Annotated in this window: 23 protein-coding genes; 5 read left to right on the forward strand and 18 right to left on the reverse strand. The window is 70.5% G+C overall.

The window, feature by feature from the left end:
- Positions 1-7 precede the first annotated feature (7 nt).
- From ACT01A_RS08585 to ACT01A_RS08615, 7 genes are all read right to left on the reverse strand, one after another.
- On the reverse strand, positions 8-3637 hold the full coding sequence (locus ACT01A_RS08585) for a calcium-binding protein (protein WP_445151825.1): 3630 nt from the start codon (positions 3635-3637) through the stop codon (positions 8-10).
- Positions 3638-3749: 112 nt separating this feature from the next.
- The gene (locus ACT01A_RS08590) at positions 3750-4841 is read right to left on the reverse strand and encodes a bifunctional phosphoglucose/phosphomannose isomerase (RefSeq protein WP_445151826.1); all 1092 of its coding nucleotides are present in this window, start codon (positions 4839-4841) and stop codon (positions 3750-3752) included.
- Positions 4842-4856: 15 nt separating this feature from the next.
- Positions 4857-5978: a sugar phosphate nucleotidyltransferase gene (locus tag ACT01A_RS08595; protein WP_445151827.1), complete on the reverse strand. Its 1122-nt coding sequence runs from the start codon at positions 5976-5978 to the stop codon at positions 4857-4859.
- Positions 5979-5987: 9 nt separating this feature from the next.
- Positions 5988-7277 carry a UDP-glucose dehydrogenase family protein gene (locus ACT01A_RS08600; protein ID WP_445151828.1) on the reverse strand — a complete coding sequence of 430 codons (1290 nt, stop codon included), beginning with the start codon at positions 7275-7277 and terminating at the stop codon, positions 5988-5990.
- A gap of 28 nt (positions 7278-7305) precedes the next feature.
- The gene (locus ACT01A_RS08605; RefSeq protein WP_445151829.1) at positions 7306-8805 is read right to left on the reverse strand and encodes an LCP family protein; all 1500 of its coding nucleotides are present in this window, start codon (positions 8803-8805) and stop codon (positions 7306-7308) included.
- Positions 8802-10385 carry an LCP family protein gene (locus ACT01A_RS08610; RefSeq protein WP_445151830.1) on the reverse strand — a complete coding sequence of 528 codons (1584 nt, stop codon included), beginning with the start codon at positions 10383-10385 and terminating at the stop codon, positions 8802-8804. Before ACT01A_RS08610 ends, ACT01A_RS08605 begins: the two co-directional genes overlap by 4 nt.
- Positions 10382-11527 (reverse strand): M20 family metallopeptidase, encoded by a 1146-nt coding sequence (locus ACT01A_RS08615; RefSeq protein ID WP_445151831.1) that lies wholly within the window; start codon positions 11525-11527, stop codon positions 10382-10384. The genes ACT01A_RS08610 and ACT01A_RS08615 overlap by 4 nt, the downstream gene beginning before the upstream one ends.
- Positions 11528-11567: 40 nt before the next feature.
- Here ACT01A_RS08615 and ACT01A_RS08620 point away from each other — a divergent pair, with 40 nt between their 5' ends.
- The 3 genes from ACT01A_RS08620 (at position 11568) to ACT01A_RS08630 (ending at position 13691) form a co-directional block, all read left to right on the forward strand.
- The gene (locus ACT01A_RS08620) at positions 11568-12665 is read left to right on the forward strand and encodes a saccharopine dehydrogenase family protein (protein WP_445151832.1); all 1098 of its coding nucleotides are present in this window, start codon (positions 11568-11570) and stop codon (positions 12663-12665) included.
- A 178-nt stretch (positions 12666-12843) separates the two neighbouring features.
- Complete coding sequence (locus tag ACT01A_RS08625) at positions 12844-13095, forward strand: hypothetical protein (protein WP_445151833.1); 252 nt, start codon at positions 12844-12846, stop codon at positions 13093-13095.
- A gap of 38 nt (positions 13096-13133) precedes the next feature.
- Positions 13134-13691 carry a transposase gene (locus ACT01A_RS08630; RefSeq protein WP_445151834.1) on the forward strand — a complete coding sequence of 186 codons (558 nt, stop codon included), beginning with the start codon at positions 13134-13136 and terminating at the stop codon, positions 13689-13691.
- Positions 13692-13723: 32 nt separating this feature from the next.
- On the opposite strand, the gene ACT01A_RS08635 is transcribed toward ACT01A_RS08630, so the two are convergent.
- From ACT01A_RS08635 to ACT01A_RS08685, 11 genes are all read right to left on the reverse strand, one after another.
- Positions 13724-14653: a type IV toxin-antitoxin system AbiEi family antitoxin domain-containing protein gene (locus ACT01A_RS08635; protein ID WP_445151835.1), complete on the reverse strand. Its 930-nt coding sequence runs from the start codon at positions 14651-14653 to the stop codon at positions 13724-13726.
- Positions 14654-14750: 97 nt separating this feature from the next.
- Positions 14751-15170, reverse strand: coding sequence for an ATP synthase F1 subunit epsilon (atpC, locus tag ACT01A_RS08640; RefSeq protein WP_445151836.1), 420 nt, complete (start codon positions 15168-15170; stop codon positions 14751-14753).
- Positions 15171-15173: 3 nt separating this feature from the next.
- Positions 15174-16649 carry a F0F1 ATP synthase subunit beta gene (gene atpD / locus ACT01A_RS08645; protein WP_445151837.1) on the reverse strand — a complete coding sequence of 492 codons (1476 nt, stop codon included), beginning with the start codon at positions 16647-16649 and terminating at the stop codon, positions 15174-15176.
- Positions 16650-16698: 49 nt separating this feature from the next.
- Positions 16699-17604, reverse strand: a complete 906-nt coding sequence (gene atpG / locus ACT01A_RS08650) for an ATP synthase F1 subunit gamma (protein WP_445151838.1) — start codon at positions 17602-17604, stop codon at positions 16699-16701.
- Positions 17605-17607: 3 nt separating this feature from the next.
- On the reverse strand, positions 17608-19230 hold the full coding sequence (gene atpA / locus ACT01A_RS08655) for a F0F1 ATP synthase subunit alpha (protein ID WP_445151839.1): 1623 nt from the start codon (positions 19228-19230) through the stop codon (positions 17608-17610).
- Between the two features lie 57 nt (positions 19231-19287).
- A complete protein-coding gene (atpH, locus tag ACT01A_RS08660; RefSeq protein WP_445151840.1) occupies positions 19288-19818 on the reverse strand; it encodes an ATP synthase F1 subunit delta in 531 nt (176 codons plus the stop codon).
- Positions 19819-20403, reverse strand: a complete 585-nt coding sequence (gene atpF / locus ACT01A_RS08665; RefSeq protein ID WP_445151841.1) for a F0F1 ATP synthase subunit B — start codon at positions 20401-20403, stop codon at positions 19819-19821.
- A gap of 6 nt (positions 20404-20409) precedes the next feature.
- Positions 20410-20709, reverse strand: a complete 300-nt coding sequence (gene atpE / locus ACT01A_RS08670; protein WP_445151842.1) for an ATP synthase F0 subunit C — start codon at positions 20707-20709, stop codon at positions 20410-20412.
- 16 nt (positions 20710-20725) lie between these two features.
- Positions 20726-21619 (reverse strand): F0F1 ATP synthase subunit A, encoded by an 894-nt coding sequence (atpB, locus tag ACT01A_RS08675; protein WP_445152813.1) that lies wholly within the window; start codon positions 21617-21619, stop codon positions 20726-20728.
- Positions 21619-21996, reverse strand: coding sequence for a hypothetical protein (locus ACT01A_RS08680; RefSeq protein ID WP_445151843.1), 378 nt, complete (start codon positions 21994-21996; stop codon positions 21619-21621). The genes atpB and ACT01A_RS08680 overlap by 1 nt, the downstream gene beginning before the upstream one ends.
- A gap of 442 nt (positions 21997-22438) precedes the next feature.
- The gene (locus tag ACT01A_RS08685) at positions 22439-22996 is read right to left on the reverse strand and encodes a VOC family protein (RefSeq protein ID WP_445151844.1); all 558 of its coding nucleotides are present in this window, start codon (positions 22994-22996) and stop codon (positions 22439-22441) included.
- Positions 22997-23055: 59 nt separating this feature from the next.
- Here ACT01A_RS08685 and ACT01A_RS08690 point away from each other — a divergent pair, with 59 nt between their 5' ends.
- Both ACT01A_RS08690 and ACT01A_RS08695 read left to right on the forward strand, forming a co-directional pair.
- Complete coding sequence (locus tag ACT01A_RS08690) at positions 23056-23253, forward strand: heavy-metal-associated domain-containing protein (protein ID WP_445151845.1); 198 nt, start codon at positions 23056-23058, stop codon at positions 23251-23253.
- Positions 23250-24053, forward strand: a complete 804-nt coding sequence (locus ACT01A_RS08695) for a hypothetical protein (protein WP_445151846.1) — start codon at positions 23250-23252, stop codon at positions 24051-24053. The genes ACT01A_RS08690 and ACT01A_RS08695 overlap by 4 nt, the downstream gene beginning before the upstream one ends.
- Positions 24054-24059: the final 6 nt, after the last annotated feature.

Raw genomic sequence — 24059 nt, forward strand, 5'->3', positions numbered from 1 at the left:
CCTGCCGTTACTTGCGCAGGACCGTCTCGCAGCCGGTGACCTTGTCGCCCGGGTCGATCTCGGCCGTGTCGATCCCCGCTCCGCAGTCGATCACGTCGCCGGAGCCGTCGGCCGCGGCGTGGACGACGTCGTTGCCCGGCCCGGTCCGCACGATGTCATCGCCTTTGCCGGGCCGGACCTTGTCGTTGCCGGCACCGCCGCGGATGACGTCGGCGCCGTCGTCGCCCTGCAGGACGTCGTTGCCGGGGCCGCCGTCGACGAGGTCGGGTCCGCCGCCTCCGTAGATGGTGTCGTCGCCCTCGCCGCCGAGCAGGAGGTCGGGCGCGGCGGTACCGGGGTCGCGGTCGCCCCACAGCAGGTCGTCGCCGCGCGAGCCGTCCAGGACGTCGCCGCCCGGGCCACCGAGGAGCTTGTCGGCGCGGTCGGTGCCGCGGTCAGCGTCGCCGGTGTCGGGCGTGAGGACCTGGATGCCGGCCTGCGGCGAGATCGCGGGCGGCTGCGCCTCCACGACGTGCTCGCAGTTGACGACGTCGCCCTGCTTGAGCATCTGCTTGTCGGCGTAGCCGCCGGGCCCGTTGGCCGGGTCGATCAGCAGCGTGTCCTCGCCGGGCCCGCAGTCGACGTGCTCGTCGCCGCCGCGGTCGTTGGCCCCCAGCGTGTCGTTGCCGGGGCCGCCGGAGAGCGTGTCGCGGCCGGTGCCGCCGGAGACGACGTCGTCGCCGTCGCCGCCGCGCACGACATCGGGACCCGAGCCGCCGTCGAGCGCGTCGTTGCCCGCGCCGCCGTCGAGCGCGTCCAGCGCCTCGCCGCCGTTGAGATCGTCGGTGCCGACGCCGCCGAGCAGCGTGTCGTGGCCGAAGCCACCGGCGAGCGTGTCATCGCCCGCGCCGCCGTCGAGGCGGTCGTCGCCCGACGCGCCCGCCAGCGCGTCGTTGCCCGGGCCGCCCTTGACGGTATCGCCGCCGGTGTCGCCGAACAGACGGTCGTCGCCGGAGCCGCCGTTGATGGAGTCCGGCGCCTCGTCGCCGTGGACGACGTCGGCGCCCGCGCTGCCCAGCAGCGTGTCGTGGCCGAAGCCGCCGGCGAGCTGGTCGTCGCCCGCGCCGCCATCGAGGCGGTCGTTGCCGCGCCCGCCGGTCAAGCGATCGTCGCCGGCGCGGCCGCGGAAGCTGTCGCGGCCGGGACCGCCGTGGCGGACGACCGGGAGCGCCGCAGAGGCGGAGCCAGAGGCGCTCCACCCCACCAGGTTCGCGCTCGCCGCCACGCCGCGCTTGACCGCCGCTACACCCGCCGTCGCCGCCTTGGTGGCCGGGCCGGCCTTGGCCTGCTTGAGCACCAGCGCGCAGCCGGAGGCCTTGTCCTTGGCGTCGGTGGTCGCGATGTCGGAGCCGTCGCAACTGACGACGTCGGCGCCCGCGCCGCCGTCGAAGGCGCCGAGCAGGTCCGCGCCGGGACCGCCGGTGAGCTGGTCGTTGCCCAGACCGCCGGAGAGCAGGTCGTCGCCGCCGGCGCCCTCGAGCACGTCGTTGCCCGCGCCGCCGCTGAGGACGTTCGGGCCGTCGGTGCCGGTGAGGCGGTCGTCGCCTGCGCCGCCGGTGGCCTCCTCGACGTCGGCGCCAACGAGGTCGCCCTCACCGGCCGCGCCGTCGTCGGCGGCGCCGTTGAGCGTCACGGTCACGCCGGTGCTGCGCGCCGAGTAGTCGGCGCGGTCGTGCCAGCCGGGGCCGCCGAGCAGGACGTCGGGCCCGTCGCCACCGTCGAGGCGGTCATCGCCGTCGCCGCCCTCGAGCGTCTCGGCGCCCGCGCCGCCCGTCAAGCTGTCGTCGAACGCGGAGCCGACCACATGTTCAACCGAGCGGACGTCGTCGGCCTCACCGGGCGTGCCGTCGTTGCCCTGATCGTCGAGCGAGACGACCACGGCTGCGGACGCGCCCGAGTAGTCCACCGTGTCGATCCCGGCGCCGCCGCGCAGCGCGTTCGGACCGGGGCCGCCGGAGAGGCGGTCGTCGCCTGCGCCGCCGATCAGGACCTCGACGTCGGCGGCGATCGCGTCGCCCTCGCCGGCCGCGCCGTCATCTGCCGCGCCGTTCAGGGTGAGCGCGACCGGCTGCGTGCGCGCGTCGTAGGTGACCGTGTCGCGGCCGAGGCCGCCGGCCATCGCGTCGGCGCCGAGGCCGCCCTCCAGGACGTCGTCGCCGTCCTCGCCCGCCAGCGCGTCGGTTCCGTCGCCGCCGGCCAGGCGGTCGCCACCCGCGCCGCCGTGCAGGACGTCGTCGCCGGCCTGGCCGTCGAGCTGGTCGTCGCCCGCGCCCGCGTCGAGCGCGTCGTTGCCCGCGCCGCCCCAGAGCAGGTCGTTGCCCTCGCCGGTCGCGACGCTGTCGAACCCGTCGCCGCCATCGGCGCGATCGTCGCCCTCGCCGCCGTCGAGCGCGTCGTTGCCGTCTGCGCCGGTCAACGTGTCGGCGCCCGCCGCGCCGTCGAGCGTGTCCGCGCCCTCGCCGCCGTCCAGGACGTCGTCGCCCACACCGCCGTCGAGGAGGTCGTCCCCGGCGCCGCCGTTGAGCTTGTCATTGCCATTGCCTGCGCGCAGGACGTCGGGTCCGTCGCCGCCGTCGAGCGTCGCCGCGCGCACGGTCGCCGCAGGCGCCAGGCGGTCCGCCCCATCGCCGCCGCTCAGCGCCGTGCCTCCGGAGAGCGTGTCGTCGCCGTCGCCGCCGCTCAGCGTCGCGGTGGCGACGGGCGTGGAGAGCTGGTCGTTGCCCGCGCCCCCGCTCAGCGTCGCGCCACCGGCCAAGGCGTCGTCGCCCGCGCCACCGTCGAGCTCCGCGGTGGCCAGCGGCGTGGAGAGCTGGTCGTTGCCATCGCCCCCGTCCAGCGTCGCGCCGCCGGTGAGGACGTCGTCGCCTGTACCACCGTCGAGCGTCGTGGTCGCCGCGGTCGTGGCGAGCTGATCGTTGCCGCCATTGCCGTCCAGCAGCGTCGTCGCCGCACCTGCGGACAGCGTGTCGTCGCCCGCGCCGCCGCGGAGCTGCTCGACGTCGACGCTGACCGTGTCGCCCTCGCCGTCGGCGCCGCTGCCCGCGGCGAGGCCCGGCGTCACCGAGACCGCGCCGGACCGCGCGCCGTAGTCCACCGTGTCGGTCCCGGCGCCGCCGGAGAAGTTGTCGGCGCCGTCGGCGTCGGCCGCGGCCACCAGGCGATCGTCGCCGCCACCGCCGGAGAAGCTGTCGTCGCCCGCGCCGTCGACGAACGTCTCGGCTCCGGCGCCGCCGCTCACGGTGTCGTTCCCGTCGCCGTCGGCGATCGTCAGTGGCAGCGCGGACGTCCCGGCGACCGTCAGCCGGTCGTCGCCATCGCCGAGGTCGATCGCCAGCGTCGTGGGCCGCGCGCAGCGCATCGCCTTGCTCGTGCGCAGGTAGCAGTAGCCCGTCGAAGAGGTGAGCTGACCGGCGGCCGGGAACGTGAGCTCGACGTAACTGGCGGCGACCGTCAGCTTCAGGTCGCTGGCCTCGCCGGGCGCGCCCGTCACGCGAAAGCTCGACCCGTCCAGCGCGATTGTCGCGGCGGACGCGGACGCGGCGCACCCGAGGAGGGCGCACACGAGCACGAGCAGGGGGAGCAGGCGGCGGCGGAGCATGGCGGCACGACGACCGCGGTCGTCGCACCGGGTGATCGGAACGGCCGCATCCCGCTTGACCGCCGCCGCGCGCCGGGGTCAGCTCCCCGACGCAACACGTCTCAGCGCTGCCTCAGCGCTCGGCCAGGCGCGACTTCAGCGAGTCGATCAGCTCAACCGGGCCGGGGTCCACGCCGCGCAATGCCGCGTGGTAGACCGACACGAGGTCGCCGAGCAGCACCAGCGAGAACACGCGCTCGACCGCCGTCGTCCCGCGCGTCTGCACGCGGAACGTGCTGGCCGCCGCGTCGCTGATCAGCGCCTCGGTCAACTCGACGCGGTCCTCGATCCGCGGGTGCGTGTCGGAGTCCTCCAGGAAGACCGCCGAGAAGCGCGCCAGCTCGGCTGCGCCGGCCCAGCCGACCAGCTCGTTGTGGTCGGCCTCGGGCAGCTCGTGGCAGAACGCCGGGATCTTCGCGTTCTCGTTGAACTGCGTCTTCCAGCGGTAGGCGGTCGCGGTCGTCGAGCCGGCGCCGTAGAAGATCGGCACCGAGCCCACCAGCGCACGCGCCAGCGCCTTCGCAGCCGAGTCCTCTCCGGACTCCGGGCCCCACTCCACGACGAGGTCCTCGAGGTGCTCGGCGGCGACGTCGATGTCCGACGCCATCCGCGGCCCGACGCCGCAGCGCGCGGCGACCTCCAGGGCGGCGACCGTGATGTAGGCGACCGCGGCGCGCGGCTGCAGGCCGCCGGCGATCGGGATGACCGGCACGCCGTCGGCACGCGCCAACTCGGACAAGCGTCCACCCGACGTCGCGACGACGCGCGTCGCGCCGAGCGCGCCCGCCGCCTCGTAGGCGGCCAAGGTCTCCTCGGTGTTGCCGGAGTAGGAGGCGCAGAGGACGGTCGTGTCGGGCGTCGTCCACGGCGGCAGCCCGTAGGCGCGTGCGGACAGGATCGGCCGCGATGCGGTGTCGCCGAGCGCTGCACGCGCCAGCGCGCCGCCCATCGCCGAGCCGCCCATCCCCGCCACCACTAGGCCTGCGGGCGAGTCCCACTCCTTCATCTGCGCGGACTCGGCCTTCCAGAGCGCGTCGCGCAGGTGCTCGGGAATCGCGAGCACGTCGGTCAGCTGATCGGTGCTGTCGACGGTCGCGATGCTGTCCCGGTCGAGCTGCTCCAGATTGGTCGTCGTCACGCCGCGCTCCTCGTCCCCGATGGCCATCGAGGACACAGTCCATCAGAACTTGATCGCGCCTGGCGGCAGGTCCGTGTCAGGGAACACACGGATGCCGGAGGCGAGCACGTTCCCGGCGCCGACGCGGACGTCGTCGCCGATCACCGCGCCGCCGCGCAGCACCGCGCCGTCGCCGATCACCGCGCCCGGAGCGACGATGCAGTCGACGACCTCGGCGCCCGCGCCGATCGTCACGCCGTCCAGCACGACCGAGCGCTCGACGCGCGCGTTCTCGCCGACCGTGACGTTCTGGCCGAGCACGACCAGCGCGCCGACGTGCGCGCCCGCGGCGATCGTGGAGCCCGCGCCGACGACCGCCGGCGGAACGATCCGGCCCGCCGCCGCGACGTCCTCGGCCACGTGTGAGTAGGAGTCCCCGAGCAGCTCGGCGACACCGGTGCGGACGTTGCCCTCGAGGATGTCGAACGTGCCCTGGAGGTAACGCTCGGGCGTTCCGATGTCCATCCAGTACGCGCTCTCGGCGTGCGAGCCGTACAGGCCCTCGCCGACGAGCGCGGGCCAAATCGAACGCTCGATCGACACGTTCTCGCCCGACGGGATCAGGTCGAGGATCGAGCGCTCCAGGACGTAGATGCCGGCGGAGATGTAATAGCGGTCGATACCGATGAGCTGCGAAGGCGCGGGCTTCTCCAGGAAGCCGGTGACGGCCCTTGTGCCGTCGCACAGCACCAGGCCGTAGGCCGACGGGTCATCGACGGGGACGAGACCGAGCGTGCCGCTCGCGCCCGTCGCCTCGTGCTGAGCGATCTGGGCGGTGACGTCGACATCGGTCAAGACGTCGCCGTTGAGCATCAAGAACCGCTCGGCCAGGCCACCGACCTGCTCGTCGGCGTACTTCAGCGCGCCCGCGGTGCCGCGCGGCTCGGGCTCGACGACGTAGCGCAGCTTCAACCCGAGCTGCTCGCCGTCGCCCAGCGCTTCGCGGACCCTCGTGGGCTCGAAGCCGCACGAGAGGATCACGTCCTGCACCCCGTGGCCGCGCAGCCACTCCAGCATGTACACCAAGAACGGCCGGTCGACTAGCGTGATGACCGGCTTAGGCTGCCGCGAGGTCAGCGGCCGCAGACGCGTGCCCTCTCCTCCAACGAGGATGACCGCCTGCATGGGTGCCACTTACTTGCCTCGGCCGATGCCCTCGTACGAGAGTCCGGCAGCGCGCACGGCGTCGGCTTCGAGCGCGTTGCGCCCGTCGATCAGGAGGTCGCCCTTCATCTTCGAGGCCACTGCCCCGAAATCGAGCTCCTTGAACTCGTCCCACTCGGTCACGAGCACGACGGCGTCGGCGCCGTCGGCGACCTCGAGCGGGCCCGGGGCGAACTCCACGCCGGTGATCAGCTTGCGGGCCTCTCCCTCGGCGATCGGGTCGTAGGCGACGACCGTCGCACCCGCGGCCTGTAGGCGCGCGGAGAGCACGAGCGAGGTCGCCTCGCGCATGTCGTCCGTGTTCGGCTTGAACGCGAGGCCGAGCAGGCCGACGCGCTTGCCGACCAGCGAGCCGAGGTGCTTCTCGAGCTTCTGCATGACGCGGCGCTTCTGCAGCTCGTTGACCTCGATGACCGCGTTGAGCAGCTGGAAGTGGTAGCCGGAGTTGCCCGCGAGCTGCTTGAGCGCGGTGACGTCCTTCGGGAAGCACGAGCCGCCGAAGCCGAGCCCGGCCTGCAGGAACTTCGGGCCGATCCGGTCGTCCAGGCCCATGCCGCGCGCGACCTCGACGACGTCCGCGCCCGTGGCCTCGCAAACGTTGGCGATCTCGTTGATGAACGAGATCTTGGTCGCCAGGAACGCGTTGGACGCGTGCTTGATCATCTCGGCCGAGTTGATGTCCGTGCGGACCAGCTCGGCGTTGAGCGGCGCGTACAGCTCGGCGACCGCGTCGCCGGCCCAGTCGCCGTCGTCGCCGATGACGACGCGGTCGGGCTGGAGGAAGTCCTTGACCGCCGAGCCCTCCTTGAGGAACTCCGGGCACGAGACGTAGGAGAAGTGCTCCTTGCCCGTTTCGGCGAACAGCCGCTTGATCGACGTGCCCGTACCCGCCGGGACCGTCGACTTCATGACCAGCGCGTGACGATCCGACGCCGGCATCGACGCGACGACCGCGTGGACGGCGGAGAGATCCGCGTCGCCGGAGTACGTCGGGGGCGTGCCGACCGCCACGAACAGCAGCCGCGCGTTCTTCAGCGCGTCCGCGATGTCGGTGCTGAAGTGCAGCCGCTCGCGGTTCTTGGCGATCAGGTCCTCGAGCCCCGGCTCGTAGATCGGGATCTCGCCGCGCTTGAGGCCTTCGATCTTGGACTCGTCGATATCGATGCAGTAGACGTCGCTGCCCAGTTCCGCGAACCCCGCCGCGGTGACGAGGCCGACGTAGCCGGTGCCGATGACGCCAATTGGTTCTGGGGCTGCCATGAGTCGCGAGAGGCTAGCGGAGCGCGGGCTAACGGATCTTGCCGACGCTGCGCGCCAGCGCGAGCATCTGCGCGTTCGAGAGGCTGCGCGACAGCGTGTTGGAGATCCAGTACGTCGCTTTTCCGGAGCGCCAGGAGACGATCCGGAGCTTCGAGCCGTCGTAGAAGAGCTCGTAGGTGCGGCCGCCCATGCGGCGACGCTCCGACGGGTTGTCGAGGATCGGCGGACCGGACCAGTTCGTGCCGGTCACGCCGTAGTACTGGCCGAGGCCGTCGGTCTTCACGACCATGCGGTAGGCCCGGTACTTGTGGCCGCCGCGGTCGAAGATGTCGTAGGCGCGGCTGTCGTCGGTCTGTAGCGACGCGCCCGACAGCGTGGCCTTCGGGTAGTAGACGGCGAACGGCAGCTTGGCCGCCAGCAGGACGGCCTCGTCCTCGGCGCCGGTGCCGGCCTTCTGCATGCCCGGCGGCAGCACGGCGGCCGACGAGGACTTCTTCTTCGACGACCCCTTCTTCTTCGACGACGAGCCCGACGACGTCTTCGCCGTCGCCGGCGCCACGTTGAGGAACCGGTGCGCGACCTCTTGGAGATGCTCCGGGGTCGCGGTCACGTAGTCGCCGGTGATGTCGCCTGGGAACGGGATCTCCTGGACCGGCTTCTGCGCCGACTCGACCGCCAGCTTCAACAGCCGCAGGATCGCGTCGCCGTCGTTGATGTCGGTCTGTGTGTAGCGCCCGAAGATCCGCAACAAGGCCTTGCGGTCGCTAAAGATCTTGCCGACGCCGATCTGGTCCTTGGCGTCCGCGAGGAACTGCTGCTGGCGGGCCGCGCGCACCAGGTCGGTGTCGAAGTGCCGGTAGCGCACGAAGTCCAGCGCGTCCTGCCCGCAGAGCTTCTGGTAGCCGGCCTTGACGTCGATCGTCGCGTAGTCCGGCCCGCCGCCGAACGGCGGGCTGTTGTCGTTGAAGTAGCGGCGGTCGACGTCGCTGTAGACGCACCCCAGCCGATCGACCGCGCGCCGGAAGCCCCCGAAGTTCACGTTGACCACGTGGTTGATCGGGATGTGCAACAGGTTGCGGATCGTCTTGACCGACAGCGTCGGCCCGCCGATCGCGTACGCCGCGTTGATCTTGTCCGTGCCGTGCCCGGGGATCTTCACCTTCAGGTCGCGCGGCAGCGACATCACCGCGGTCGCGCCCCGTTCCGGGTTGAGCCGGAGCAAGATGATGGTGTCGGAGCGGACCGGGTTCTTCTGCTTGATGTCGATGTAGCGCTGGTCGGAGCCCAGCAGCAGGATCGTCTGCGGCCCGCCGGGGTCGACGTCGTCCAAGGCGCCCTTGGTCGCCTTGTCCAGCGATCCGCCGCCGGCGCGCAGGAAGATGTCCTTGTCGTCCTTGAACTCCAGCAGCGCCGCGGTCGCCACCGTCGCCGCCGACGCGAGCACGACGACCAGCGCCGCCAGCAGGAAGCGCTTGTACATGCCCCACGCCAGGCGCGGGGGACGGTCGTCGATCGGGTTGGCGCTCACTTGAGGTAGGTGAAAGAGCTCGCGATGGCCAGCATCTGCGCGTTGGAGAGCGTCATCTGCAGGCTGTTGGAGACCCAGTACACGGCGTTCTTGCGCTTGTAAGCCACGTAGCGCAGGCGGCTGCCTGACTTGTACAGATACAGCTTCTTGCCGCGGACCGTGGTCGTGGAGGTCGGGTTGGCCAGCAGCGGCGGGTTGGTCCAGTTCGTGCCCTGGATGCCGTAGTAGCTGCCCTCCTGCTGGTTCTCCATCACCACCAGGCGGTAGGCCTTGCGCGGCTTGTCGGCGCGATCGCGGATCGTGTAGACGCGCGGCGTCGGGTCGACGGTCGTCCCGTCCTTGACCGTGGACGCGTAGCGCCCGCTGGTCGTCAGCTGCGTCGGGAAGTACATGCGGAACCCGAGGCGGTGCGAGGCGACCGTCCGCGCCACGAGGTCCTCCCCCGCCGTGCGCGCGCTGACGACCCGGGCGTTCTTGATGCGGCTGTTCCCGGACTTCGCCTTCTTGGAGGACTTCTTGCTCGACGACGAGGACGACTTCTTGGAGGACTTGGCCTTGGGCGCGCCGTGGAAGAACTGGTCGCGCAGGCGCTGCAGCGTCGTCTGGGACGCCTCGACGTACTCGCCCGTCTCGGAGTCGCCGGAGTAGACCGGCGGGAACTTCAGCTGCACCACGGGCTGGTCGGCGGAGAAGATCGCGAGCTTGGCCAGCGTCAGGACGCCCTTGATCGACCGCAGGTTCTCGTCGGTCTGGGTGTTCTTCTGCATGATCTTGATGAGCTTGGAGCGCTCGTCGATCAGCGAGGAGGTGCTGAGCTGGTCCTTGGCGGCGCGCAGGAAGTCCTGCTGGCGCGCGGCGCGGACCAGATCGGAGTCCGCGTGGCGGAAGCGCACGTAGTCCAGCGCGCGCTGGCCGCAGAGCTGCTGGTAGCCGGGCTCGATGTCGATCTCGGCGTAGTGGGCGGAGACCGGCAGCCCCAGGTTGGAGTGGTAGTAGCGACGGTCGACGTCGGCGTACACGCACCCCAGCGCGTCCACGACCTCGCGGAAGCCGCTGAAGTTGACGTTGACGATGTGGTTGATCTTGAAGTCCTCGCCGAACAGCGACTTGATGGTCTTCGCCGTCAGGTTCGGGCCACCGAGCGAGTAGGCCGCGTTGATCTTGTTGACGCCGTAGCCCGGGACCAGGACCTTGAGGTCGCGCGGGATTGACATCACCACGGTCGCCGCCTGCTTGGCGTCCATCCGGATCAGCAGGATCGTGTCCGAGCGCGCGGGGACGGACTGCTTCAGCGCCGGGTTGTTCTTCTTGAGGTCGCTCCAGCGGCGGTCGGAGCCGAGGATCAGGATCGTCTGCGGCTTGCCCGGCTTGGGCTTCTCGGTGGCGACCGGGTCCTCGCGGATCGCCTCCGGCGCGCCCTTGGGCGGCGCGATCTCCTCCTTGATCTGCAACAGGCCGGCCGTCGCTGTGGCGCCGGCGGTCAGCAGGACGATCAGCAGGACGGTGCCGAACGCGCGCCCGAGGAACTGCAGTCCCTCGCGCGGCGGCCGCTCGTCCCTGGGCAGGTGACGGCGCTTCACGCCAGACCGCCCTCGACCGCGCGCAGGTCGGGGCCGCCGCCTTCGCGCTCCAGCCACGAGGGCAAGAGCGTCACGAAGTCGGTCAGCGCCTGGCGGAAGCGGCGCAGCGAGGCGATCGAGACCCACTCGTCCGGGCCGTGGTGGCCGGCGCCGACCGGGCCGAACTCGACGGCGGGGATGCCGGCGTTGAGGAAGGCGATCGCGTCAGAGGCGCCGTCGCGGCCGACGGACATCGCCTCGCCTTCGATCGAGCGGCCGATGCCGTCGCGCAGCGCGCGGACGTAGGGGTTCTTGCGCGACACCACGGCGGGCGCGCGCGTGAAGCACTTGAGGACCTCGACGTCTGGGATCGCCCGGATCTGGCTGAGGATGTCGCCGGCGTCCTGCGTGGGCAGGTAGCGGATGTCGACGTCCATCGTGCAGCGGTCAGGGACCTTGTTGAAGGCGTCGCCGCCCTCGATCCGGGCGAGGTTGATCGACGGGCGGTCGAAGAGGTCTGACGACTCGCGGGAGAACGGCAGCGTCTCGATCCGGCGAAACGCGTCGTGGGCCTTGAGGATCGCGTTGTCGCCCAGCCACGGCGTGGAGCCGTGGGCGGCGACGCCGTGAACCGCGACCCGGACCGCTAGGACGCCCTTGGCCTGGACGCCGATGTGCAGGTCGGTGGGCTCGCCGGTGATCGCGAAGTCGCCGCTGTAGCCGGAGGCGACGAGGGCGTCGATGGAGCGGCTGCTCACGTCGTCGGACTCCTCATCCGGGACGCAGACGAAGCGCACCCGGACGTGCGGGTTGTCCGCGACGTCGGTCAGCGCGCACATCGTCGCCGCCAGCGCGCCCTTCATGTCGTAGGCGCCCCGGCCGATGAGGCGGTCGCCCTCGACTTTGGGCTCGAACTGGTGCGCGTAGGCGGGCACGACGTCGAGATGGCCATGGAAGATGACCGTCGGCAGATCCTCAAGTTGCGGTCCCGCCCCCCCGCCCACGTCGACCAGCACGACGGGCAGTCCGTCGTGCTCGTAGCTGCGCACCGGCAGCTCGTGAGACTCAAGCCACCCCTTCACGAACCCCGCTCCGGCCTTGAGGCCGTCCAGTGTCGACGTGTCGTAGGTGATGAGGCGCTCGGCAAGGACGCGCTCGTCCATCCGCTCCAGGGTATCGAGCGGGGCGGTTAGGGTCTCCCGCATGGCGGGCCGCATCGTCCTTTTCGGAGCCACCGGCTACACCGGCGAGCTGACCGCGCGCGAGCTGGCGGGCATCGGCGAGCGTCCGGTCCTGGCGGGGCGCGACGGCGCGCGCCTGCGGGTCCTGGCCGACGCGCTCGGGGGCTTGGAGTGGGCGGTCGCCGACGTCGATCGCCCGGAGTCGGTGCGGGCTTTGGTGGGCGAGGGTGATGTCTTGGTCTCGACCGTGGGCCCGTTCGCGCGCTGGGGCGCGCCGGCGGTGGAGGCGGCGCTCGGCACCGGCGCCCATTACCTCGATTCGACCGGCGAGACGCCGTTCATCCGCAAGGTGTTCGAGTCCTACGGGCCGCGGGCGGAGGCGAAGGGCGTCGCGCTGCTGACGGCCATGGGCTACGACTGGGTGCCGGGCAACCTGGCGGCGGCGCTGGCGCTGCGCGACGCGGGCCCGAACGCCACGCGCGTGGAGGTCGGCTACTTCTTCCGCGGGCCGGTCGGGATGAGCGGCGGGACGCGAGCGAGCGCGGCGGGCGTGATGCTGGAGCCGTCCTACACGTTCCGCGACGGCCGGATCGTGACCGAGCGCGGCGGCGCGCGGGTGCGGCCGTTCCTGGTCGGCGGGCAGACGCGGAAGGCGCTTTCAGCGGGATCGACGGAGCAGTTCGCGCTGCCGCGGTCCTTCGAGCAGTTGCAGGTCGTCGATGTGTACCTCGGCTGGTTCGGCGGCGCGTCGGACGCGATCCGGCGCGGAGCGGCGGCAACGACGGTGGCGCTGCGCGTGCCGGGCGTGCGGGGTGGCTTGAACGCGGCGCTGACGCGGTTCGTCAAGGGCTCCACCGGCGGGCCGAGCGCCGAGGAGCGCGCCGCGACCGGCTCAGAGATCGTCGCCGAGGCCAGCGACCCGAGCGGCCGCATCCTCGCGCGCGCCCGCGTGAGTGGCGTGAACGCTTACGACTTCACCGCCGGCATGCTCGCCTGGGGCGCCCACGCGGCGGCGAACGGGCGCCTGCGCGCCGTCGGGGCCCTGGGCCCGGTCGAAGCCTTCGGCCTGGATGCTCTCTGCGAGGGCGCACGGGCGGCGGGAATCGAGCGCGAGGTCTAGAGGAACCGCGCAGGTAGCCGATGCACCGGCGGGTAGTTCGTCACTCGCCGATCAAGCGTCCAAATCGCCACAAGTTCTCTGGTCCGGCTCCGTTCAAGTGGGCATGGCTGAGGACACGAGAGGCGCGAAGGTGCAGCGGGGGCTCGAGACATGCGTGACGTGCGAGCGGCCGTTCGTCGTGCCCGTCGCGCTCCTCGATCTGGTCGACGAGGGGCTCTACCTGCTCGCGTTGCACTGCAAGAACTGCGACCGGCTGTCGACCGGCATCCACGAGGACGCCGAGCTCGAGGCGCTGGAGCAGGCCAACGAGCTCGCCGAGGCCGAGATGCAGTCGGCGCTGGAGATCGTCTCCGTCGCGCGCTTCATCGACGACCTCGACGGCTTCACGCGCGCGCTGGAAGCGAACGTCGTGCTGCCCGAGGACTTTTAGGCGGGGCGAGTTTCCGCACGCCGCCACCTAGTGGCGGCATGCATCTCGTCCACCACGCCGTCGCGCGCAGCGCCGACGGCCTCCCGCTGTTCTTCGACGACACCGACCGCCTCGGCTACCTCGACCGTCTGGGCTCCGTCGCCGAGCGCTATTCCTGGCGCGTCCTGGCGTACTGCCTCATGTCGACGCACACGCACCTGCTGATCGAGGCGACACGCACCGACCTGCGCGTCGGCACCCGGCGTCTGCGCCGCGCCCACGGCACGGCACTCTCGCTGCGCCACGGCCTCTCGGGCCCGATCTGGTCGCCGGGCGCGCGACCGCTACAGGTCACGACCGACCACCGTCTCTGGGCCGTCGCCGCCTATATCGCCTCCAACCCCGTCGACGCCGGCCTCTGCCCCACCGCCGCCGACCACCGCTGGTCCTCGCACCCCGCCATGCTCGGCCACGCGATCGCCCCACCCTGGCTCGACCTCACCCGCCTCCTCGAACTCCTCGGCGGCACCACCCGCGCCCACTTCGCCCGCTACGTCACCGAGCGCGGACGCTCGCGCAAGGCGGCGCCAGCGCCGTGGGGGCGAGCGCGACGCTGATTCACCGATCCGGGTCGCGTAATGACGGACTATCAATTATTACGCGACCCGGATCCCGCGAGCAGGCGCCGCAGGCGATTCGCGGTCTCCCGGCGGCGACGCGTGACCTGCTCGTAGGTGAAGCGAACGACGCGGTAGCCGGCGAGCACGAGCGCCTGATCGCGCTCGCGGTCGGCGTCAAAGGCGCTGCGCGTGCGGTGAAAAGCGAAGCCGTCGGTCTCGACCACGAGGTCCGTCCCGGGCCAGTGGAAGTCGACGAGATGCCCGGCGACGAGGATGTTCGCCGCTGGCGTCGGCAGGCGGTGGTCGTCGCAGAGCTGGAGCAGGGCGACTTCCAAGGGGCTGCGGGTGTCCTGCACGCCGGTTCCCGCCAGGCGGTCAAGGACCCCGCGGAGCTTCGGCGCCCCGCTCTGGCGCGGGTGTGCGTCGAGCACGCGCCGCACGGCGACGAGGTCGAACAGCGCCAGACGATCCATGCGCTCGATCACCTCTTCGAGCGTCCGCGGCCGGAGCGACGGTGCGAGATCGAGCAGCGTCCGGGCCGGCGTGGTGACCGGGATCCCGTCGAGCTCCATCGACTCCTCGCCGGTGAGCGTTCCGACTCGGTGCAGCCGCACCCGGCGTCGGTCGGGGACCCGGCCCGCCCGCGCCGACGTCGTGACGTGGATCGCCGCGCCATGAGCCGGCCGGAGGTCCCACAGCGCGGCCGCGTCGCCATGGCTCAGCATCGCTCCCGGCCCGCACGTCAGGACCGCTGCCATCCAGCGTCCCTCACGTGAGAGACACGGGTGCCCAACCGCGTACACGGCCCGATACAGGCGGATCAGCCGCCCCGCGTCGATGCGATAGGCGATCTGCTGCGGCGTCAGGCCGAGCTCATACAGCTGCTGCCGGGTCACCGGGCCGTGTTGGCGGCCGGCGAGCGCGGCGATTCGGCGATCCAGGTCGCGAGAAGGCTCCATGTCAGCCATTAGGCGACCCGGACCTCGAATTCGCCCCCCAGAACGACGACGGGCGCCCCAAAGGGCGCCCGTCGGACGGCAAAACGTTGCGGCGGAGCTAGTGCCCGTCGCCCTCGGTCAACCGCAGGAAGGCCTCCCAGCGACGCTTGTCGCGGGCGGCGACGCGGGCGGCTTCGGAGCCGTCTTCGGCCTGCTCGAGCTCGCGCTCGGCGGTCTGGAGCTTCTCGCGCAGCGAGGAGACGTCCAGGGACGAGGGGTCGACGGCCTCCTCGACCAGGATCAGCACGCGACCGTCGGCGACCTGGACGTAGCCTTCGCCCTGAGCCAGCGACACGATGTCGCTCTCGCTCTTGTACAAGCGCAGCTCCGTCGGCTCCAGCATGCCCAGCAGCGGCTGGTGGTTGGCGAGGATGCCGATGGAGCCCACGGTCGTGCGGGTCGAGACCATCTCGACCTCGTCGTTGAAGACCTCGCCCTCGGGCGTCAGGACCTCAGCGGTGAACGTGGTGCGCGCCATCGTCTACTTGTTGCCCTTGGCGGCCGCGACCACGTCGTCGATCGTGCCCTTGAGCAGGAACGCCGACTCCGGCAGGTCGTCGTGATCGCCGTTCAGGATCTCCTTGAACGAGCGGATCGTCTCAGCGATCGGCACGTAGGCGCCCGGCGTGCCCGTGAACTGCTCGGCCACGTTGAACGGCTGGCTCAGGAAGCGCTCGATCTTGCGGGCGCGCTGCACCGTCACCTTGTCGTCATCGCTCAACTCGTCGATGCCGAGGATCGCGATGATGTCCTGGAGCTCCTTGTATCGCTGCAGGATCGACTTGACCTGGTTGGCGACGTTGTAGTGCTCCTCGCCGAGGATGTCCGGCTTGAGGATCGTGGACGTCGAGTCCAGCGGGTCGACCGCCGGGTAGATCCCCTTCTCGGAGATCGACCGCGACAGCGTCGTCGTCGCGTTCAGGTGGGCGAACACCGAGGCCGGAGCCGGGTCGGTGAGGTCGTCCGCCGGGACGTAGATCGCCTGCACCGAGGTGACCGAGCCGGTGCGCGTCGAGGTGATGCGCTCCTGGAGCTGGCCCATCTCGGACTCCAGCGTCGGCTGGTAGCCCACCTGCGACGGCATGCGGCCCAGAAGCGCGGAGACCTCAGAGCCCGCCTGCACGAAGCGGAAGATGTTGTCGATGAACAGCAGCACGTCCTGGCCCTGGTCGCGGAAGTACTCCGCCATCGTCAGGCCGGTCAGCGCCACGCGCATGCGCGCCCCGGGGGGCTCGTTCATCTGGCCGAAGACCATCATCGTCTTGTCGATGACGCCGGACTCGGTCATCTCCAGCCAGAGGTCGTTGCCCTCGCGGGAGCGCTCGCCCACGCCGCAGAACGCCGACAGGCCGCCGTGCTCGGAGGCGAGGTTGTGGATGAGCTCCTGGATGAGCACCGTCTTGCCCACGCCGGCGCCGCCGAACAGGCCGACCTTGCCGCCCTTGGCGTAGGGCGCCAGCAGGTCGATGACCTTGATGCCCGTCTCGAACATCTCGGTCGTCGGCGTCAGGTTCTCGACCGTCGGCGCGGGACGGTGGATGCCCCAGCGCTCGACGTCGTCGCCGAGCTCGTCGCGCTGGTCGATCACGTCGCCCAGCACGTTGAAGATGCGGCCGAGCGTCTTCTCGCCGACGGGCACGGCGATCGGGCCGCCGGTGTCCTCGATCTCCAGACCGCGCGACAGGCCGTCGGTCGTGTCCATCGCGACCGCGCGGACGCGGTCGTCGCCGAGATGCTGCTGCACCTCGCAGACCAGCCACTCCGCGCCGGCCTCGCCGGACGCGCCCTCCTCGGCCTTGGCCGCGTCGGGCAGCTTGACGCGGATCGCGTTGTAGATGTTGGGCAGCTTGTCGGGGAACACGGCCTCGATGACGACGCCCTGGATCTCCTCGATCCGGCCGACGTTCTTCGCGCCCGTCTCCGCGCCCGCGGGGCGCTCGGTGATGCTGGCTTCCATGGTCTCTAAATCTCCTGGAACGTTCTAAGTCTTGTTGTAGGCCTAAGGGCTACTGCAGCGCCTCGGCGCCGCCGACGACTTCCATGATCTCCTGCGTGATCTCCGCCTGGCGCGCGCGGTTCATCTCGAGCGTGAGGTCGTCGATGACGTCCCCCGCGTTCTCCGACGCGTTGCGCATGGCCGTCATCCGCGCGCCGTGCTCCGACGCGGTCGACTCCAGCAGCGCGCGGAAGATCGAGATCTCCACGTAGTCGGGGACCAAGCGCTCCAAGATCGCGGCGGGGTCGGGCTCGTACTCGACCAGCGCGTGGTGGCCGGAGTCGCCCTCGGCACCATCCTGCTCACGCTCGCCACCCTCGAGGATCGTCGCCTCCTGCAGCGGCAGCAGCGTCTCGCGCCGCACCTCCTGCACCAGCGGCGACACGTAGCCGTTGTAGAGGATCTCGACGCGATCGACCTTGTCGTCGACGTAGAGCGCCATAAGCGACTCGGCGACCTCACGGGCGTTGGCGTACGCGGGACGGTCGGTGAAGCCGGTGAAGGCCCCCTCGAGCTCACGGCCGCGGAACGTCAGCGACGAGACGCCGCGACGGCCCGTGGCCGAGAAGACCACCGTCTTGCCCTGGTCCTCGTACTCCTGCGCCGCGCGGATGCCCGCGCGGATGATCTGCGAGTTGAACGCGCCGGCCAGGCCGCGGTCGGCGGTGACCAGCAACAGCGCGACGCGCTCCTCGCGCTCGTGCTGCTTGAGGATCGGGAGCGTGCCGATCTCCCCGCCCGCCGCCTCGGCCGCCTGCCGCGTCATGCGGCGGATGGCGCCGGCGTACGGACGCAGGTGCTCGATGCGCTGCTCCGCGCGACGCAGGCGGGCGGCGGCGACCATCTCCATCGCCCGCGTGATCTTGCGGATGTTCTGGACCGAGGCGATCCGGTTCTTGACGTCGCGCTGCGACATGGGTTAGGCCGCGGCCCCCGCGGTCTCGGGCTCCTCGGCCGACTCGGAGGACGAGTCGTCGCGCGTCTTGACGCGATCGCTCTCGCCCTCGGCCAGCGGCTGGCCCTCCTCGTCGAGGTCGTAGCCGAAGTCGTCGGTGAACGTGCCGATCGCGTCCTTCAGCGCCGACTGCGTCTCGTCGGACCAGTCGCCGCCGGCGATCTTGTCCAGCAGCTCCTGGGACTCAGCGCGCAGGCGCTGGGTCAGGCCCTCGAGGTACTCGGTGACGCGGTCGACGTTGATGCGGTCGACGAACCCATTCGTCGCGGCGAACACCTGGGCGACCTGCAGGCCGACCGGGAGCGGCTCGCGCTCGTTCTGGTTCAGCGTGGCGACCAGGCGGGCGCCGCGCGCCAGCGTGCGCTGCGTGTCGGGGTCCAGGTCGGAGCCGAACTGCGCGAAGGCCTCGAGGTCGCGGTACTGCGACAGCTCGATCTTCAGGCGGCCGGCGACCTTCTTCATCGGGCTGATCTGCGCGTTACCGCCGACGCGCGACACCGAGATGCCGACGTTGATGGCCGGGCGCACGCCCGCGTTGAACAGCTTCGGCTCCAGGAAGATCTGGCCGTCGGTGATCGAGATGACGTTCGTCGGGATGTAGGCCGACACGTCGCCGGCCTGCGTCTCGATGATCGGCAGCGCGGTCATGGAGCCAGCGCCGAGGTCGTCGTTGAGCTTGACGGCGCGCTCCAGCAGGCGGCTGTGGAGGTAGAAGACGTCGCCCGGGTACGCCTCGCGGCCCGGCGGGCGGCGCAGCAGCAGCGACATCTGCCGGTAGGCGAACGCGTGCTTGGTGAGGTCGTCGTACGTGACGACGGCGTGGCCGCCCTTGTACAGGAAGTACTCGGCCATCGCGGCGCCGGCGTACGGGGCCAGGAACTTGATCGGGGCGGCCTCGTCGGCGCCTGCGGCGACGATGATCGTCTTCTCGAGCGCGCCGTGCTCGGCGAGCGTCTCGGCGATGCCGACGACCGTCGCCATGCGCTGGCCGATCGCGACGTAGACGAAGACGAGGTCGGAGTCCTTGTTGTTGATGATCGTGTCGATCGCGATCGCCGTCTTGCCCGACTGGCGGTCGCCGATGATCAGCTCGCGCTGGCCACGGCCGATCGGGATCATCGAGTCGACGGCCTTCAGGCCGGTCTGCATCGGCTGGGTGACCGGCTGACGCTGGACGACGCCCGGGGCCTTGAACTCGGCGGGGCGGCGCTCGGTGACCTCGATGTCGCCCTTGCCGTCGAGCGGGATGCCCAGCGGGGAGACGATGCGGCCGAGCATCTGGTCGCCGACCGGGATGTCCATCAGGCGGCCGGTGCGCTTGACCGTGTCGCCCTCGACGACCTTCTCCCACGGGCCGAAGAGCACGGCGCCGACGTTGTCGGACTCGAGGTTGAGGGCCAGGCCGGTCACGCCGTGCGGGAGCTCGAGCGTCTCGAACGACATGCAGTTCTCGAGCCCGTGGATGCGGGCGATGCCGTCCGCGACCGACAGGACGGTGCCGACCTCGGTCAGCTCGGCCTGCCCCTGGTCGAGGCCCTCGATGCGGGCCTTAAGGATGGAGGTGATCTCGTCGGGCTTGATCTGCATGCGGTTCGGGTTCCTTGAAAAGGGGTGGAAGCTCGGGGTCGTGGCGGAGCGCCGTCGCTAAGACGACGCCACGCTGCGGCGGAGGTTCTCGAGGCGGTTGCGGATGGATGCGTCGAGGATCGAGTTCCCGACACGGACGATGAGGCCACCGAGCACGTCGGGGTCCACGTTGGCCGTCAGCTGGACCTTCTGGCCCGTCTGCTTGCCGATGGCGTCGCCGATCGACTGCACCGTCGCCTCGTCCAACTTCACCGCGGAGGTGACGGTCACCGGCAGGAGCTGGTTCTCCTTCTCCCACAGCACGTCGTATTCACGACGCAAGCGGAAGATCACCGGCATGCGGTGGTTCTCGATCAGCAGCTCGAGGAAGTTCTCCACGATGGGATCGACCCCCTCGAGCAGACGGCCCAGGCCCTCGGTCTTCTCCTTGGTGGAGAAGTACGGCGAGAAGAAGTAGATCGACAGCTCGCGGTTGTCGTCCAGAGCATCGGCGAACTGGCCGAGCTGCTCCTTGACGACGTCGAGCTTGCTCTGCTCCTTGGCGACCTCGAAGAGGGACCGCGCGTAGACCTGGGCGATCTCCTCCATCTAGCGGCGCTCCCCCAGGGAGGAGAAGTCCAGCTCCGACAGCGCGTCCTCGACGAGGCGACGCTGGTCGTCCTCGGTGAGCGTCTTGCGGGTGACGCGCTCCGTGGCGGCGACGGTGAGGTCGGCCACCTCGCGGCGGATCTCCTGCAGGGCGCGAGCGGTCTCGGCCTGGATGTCCTTGCGGGCGCGCTCGAGCTGCTCCTCGCGGATCTCGGCGGCCTGCTCGGCAGCGGCACGCTCAGCGGCCTCGCCGTTCTTGCGGGCGCGGGCCACGATCTCCTCGGCCTGAGCGCGAGCCTCCTTGAGGCGCTCGCGGTACTCGGCCAGGATCTCGTCGGCCTCTGCCTTGGTGCGCTCCGCGGAGTCGATCGACTCCTCGATCAAGTGCTGGCGCTTCTCAAGCGCCGCCGAGATCTGCGGGAAGGCGTACTTGCGCAGGATGAACAGCGCGACGAGGAAGGCGAGCACCGTCCAGATCATCAGCCCGACGTCCGGGCTGACGAGGAAGTTGGAGCTCTCCTCCTCGCCGCCTTCTGAGGCGGCGGCGAGCGGAAGGGCAGCCGTGATGATGCCGGTCAGCAGCATCGAGACCTAGCCGAGGAAGAAGGCGATGAGGCCGAAGATGAACGCGTAGAACACGATCGCCTCGGTCAGTGCGAAGCCCAGCCACTGGATCGAGGTGATCTCGTCACGCATCTCGGGCTGACGGGTCACCGACTCGATGACCTTGCCGAAGATGAAGCCGACGCCCACGCCCGGGCCAATGGTGCCGAGGCCGGCGCCGATGCCCAGCGCGATCGCCTTACCGGCCTTACGGCCGTACTCCTGCGCGGTCTCCGGGTCGACGGCCTGCGCGAGGGTGGTGACCTCGTTGATGACGGACAGGTCCACGGTACTTGTCTCCTTGTTAGTGCTCCTCGGCGACTGCGCCGCCGAGGTAGATCGCGGTAAGGGTGGCGAAGATGAAGGCCTGAAGCGTTGCGACCAGGCCCACTTCGAAGAGGAAGAAGGCGACGGCCATCGTGCCGGTGATGAGGCCGAGGACGACCGAGCCGCCGACCGCCAGGTTCAGGAGGACGACGAGGCCGCCGCCCATGAACAGGATCAGCAGGTGCCCGGCCAGGATGTTCGCGAAGAGACGAACGGAGAGGCTGACGAGCCGGACGAAGTGGGAGATGACCTCGATCAGGAAGATCGGGAAGGTCGCCGGGCCCTCGACGCCTGCGGGGACCCAGGACTTCAGGTAGCCGACGGGGCCCTTGGCCCGGATGCCCTCGATGTGGTAGCCGAACCACACGAACAACGTGAGCACGAGCGGCACGGAGATGTTGGCCGTGGCGGCGAACAGCGCGAGGCTCGGGACCTCGAGGCCGAAGATGTCGACCTTGTGCTCGGTGTTGGTCGGCAGCGGCAGGTAGCCGAGCATGTTCGAGAACCAGATGAACAGGAAGAGCGCCCCGATGAAGGGGAACCACTTCGCGGCCATCTTGGAGTCCATGTTGCCGCGCGTGATGTTGTCGCGCATGAGCAGGAACACGGTCTCGACCGCGGTCTGCACCTTGTTCGGGCGCTCCTGCATCCGCTTGGCGACGTAGACCATCGTCCAGCACATCAGCGCCGTCGCCACGATCACGTAGAAGACGGCCTTGTTGATGGACATCACGCCGAGGTCGATCCACGGGTCGAGCTTGAACTCGTCCTGCGGGCGGAAGCTCTCGTTGATCTCGATCGCCGACGCACCGGCCGGGGTGGCCAGGAGCGCAGCGGTCGGCGCGGCGATGAGGGCAAAGCGCTTAAGCATCAAGAAGGCAGCTCTCGGTGGTTCTCGAACGGGCGAAGGATGATGGAGACGGTGAAGTACGCCGTGAAGAGGATGACGACGAGGACGGCGGCGGCCAGTCCGACTGCATCATCGCTCCCGGCGATCAGGTACGCGCCGAAGATCGTAAGGGCTACGAGCCATCCGCGTCCGATCATCGATCCGGCGGTCAGCCCGACGACGGTTTTCGGGTCGTCCGAAGCCGCCGCCCGCTTGGTCGTGTAGTCGCTGATCGCGCGCTGCGCGAGCCAGGCGATCGCACCCGCCGCGTACCCGGCCAGGGGCCAGCCGGCGGCGATGAAGATCGGCAGCGCGAGTGCCAGCAGGACCAGGTCGAGGTACTTGAAGAACAGGGACATGTCGTCGCCTAGCGCAGCGGGTTGCGGTCCGTGTGCGAGCAAGGCCGCAGCTGACGAAGGACGGGACGCGCGAGACCGTGTTCAGCCACGACCCGCGCGCAAGTGCCCCGCGTGCCGAGGCGCGCGTGGCGCACGATCGCTCGGCGCAGCCGGGAAGGGCGGCGCGAGGCGTCGTGAGCGAAGGGGTCGGGGTCGAGGTTCTCGTGGGGCTCGTTCATGGCGTCAGGGCGCGCGTTCGCGGGACCTGCTCGATGGCGTGGAACGCCGTCGTCTTCCTGCTCGTGACGGCGACCCTTCCGGAGGCGGGGACCTTGCCTCCTTGGCGGCAAGCCGCAGACTAGCGGAGTCGCGGACTTTGTAACAACTTCGTGACAGTCGCCTCTAGCAGTCTGACGCGCGCCCGAGTAAGAAGCGCAGCAAGGCTGCATTAGGTGGCCCTTCGTCAGACGGACGGGTTCGAGCCTAAGAGGTCCTCCAGGTCGAGTTCGCCGAACGACATCGCGACGTGGCCCTCGGCGTCGCGGGGCCACTGCTCGACGGGACGGTCCCACGCCAGCTCGAGGTCGTTGCCGTCGGGGTCGGAGAGGTAGATCGCCTCGTGCGTGCCGTGGTCGGAGAGCTGGCGCAGCGGGACGCCCGCGGCCTGAAGGCGGCGGGCGGCGTCGGCCAGCCCGGCGCGCGTCGGGTAGTTGAGGGCCACGTGATGCAGGCCGGTGACGCCATCGGGCTGCGGGCCGCCGTCCTTCGACTTCCACGTGTTGAAGCCCAAGTGATGGTGGTAGCCGCCAGCCGAGAGAAACAGGATGTCGCCGGTCGTCCCCCAGCCCGGGACGTCGCGGGCCTCGGCGACGACGTCGAAGCCGAGGACGTCCACATAGAACGCGCGGACGCGGTCGATATCGGCGGTCCGCAGGTGGACGTGGCCGATGCGCACGCCGGGGTCGATGGGGTTCGGCGCGGCCTGCGTGGGCTGAACGGAGCCTTGAGAACGGTCGGTCATGGCGCGGTCGAGCGTATCGCCGTCGTTTACCCCCAGGGGGTATCTGCTACGGTGTTGGCATGTCCACCACCTACGCCGTTTCCGGGATGACCTGCGAGCACTGCGTCCGCTCCGTGACCGAAGAGGTCTCCGAGGTGCCGGGCGTGGCTGGGGTCGAGGTCGACCTCGCGAGCGGGCGCCTGGTCGTCGAGGGCGACGCTCCCGTGGATGCGATCCGCGCGGCGGTCGACGAAGCCGGCTACGCGCTCGTGGGATGAGCCGCCCGGCCGCCTACCTCGTCGCGCTGGTGGTGCTCTTCGGCGCCGCGTTCCTCGCGGGCGGAGCGCTGGGCGGCGTGGATACGAAGGCCGCCGGCCACGACGACGAGGCGATGGAAGGGCATGACGCCGCCTCAGCCTCCGCTCCCGGCCTCGCGGTCGCCAGCGACGGGCTGCGGCTCGTCGCGCCGTCCACCCTGCGCGCGGGCGTCCGCAAGGACTTCGCCTTCCGTGTCGTCGACGATCACGGCGCGACCGTGCGCGACTTCGCCGTCGAGCACACCAAGCGCTTGCACTTCATCGCCGTGCGGCGCGACCTGACCGGCTTCCAGCACCTCCACCCCACGCAAGCCTCGGACGGCTCGTGGTCGACGCCGCTGACGCTGGCCGAGCCGGGCGCCTACCGCGTGTTCGCGGACTTCACGCCCAGCGGCGGCGAGAAGACGACGCTGGCCTCCGACGTCCTGGTCGCCGGCGACTTCGCGCCGCGCGCGCTGCCCGCGCCGACCGACCGCGCGACCGTTGACGGCTACGACGTCGCCCTGCGCACGTCCGGCGAGACGCTGCGCTTCGCGATCTCCCGCGACGGCACACCGGTCGACGTCGAGCCCTACCTCGGCGCCTCCGGCCACCTCGTCGCGCTGCGCGAGGGCGACCTCGCCTACCTGCACGTCCACCCGCACGAGGACGCCGTCGCCTTCGACGCGGAGTTCCCGAGCGCGGGGCGCTACCGGCTGTTCTTGCAGTTCAAGGTCGCCGGCCGCGTGCACACCGCGGCGTTCACCAAGGTGGTGGCCTAGGTGTCC

The sequence above is a fragment of the Baekduia sp. Peel2402 genome (assembly GCF_052567285.1).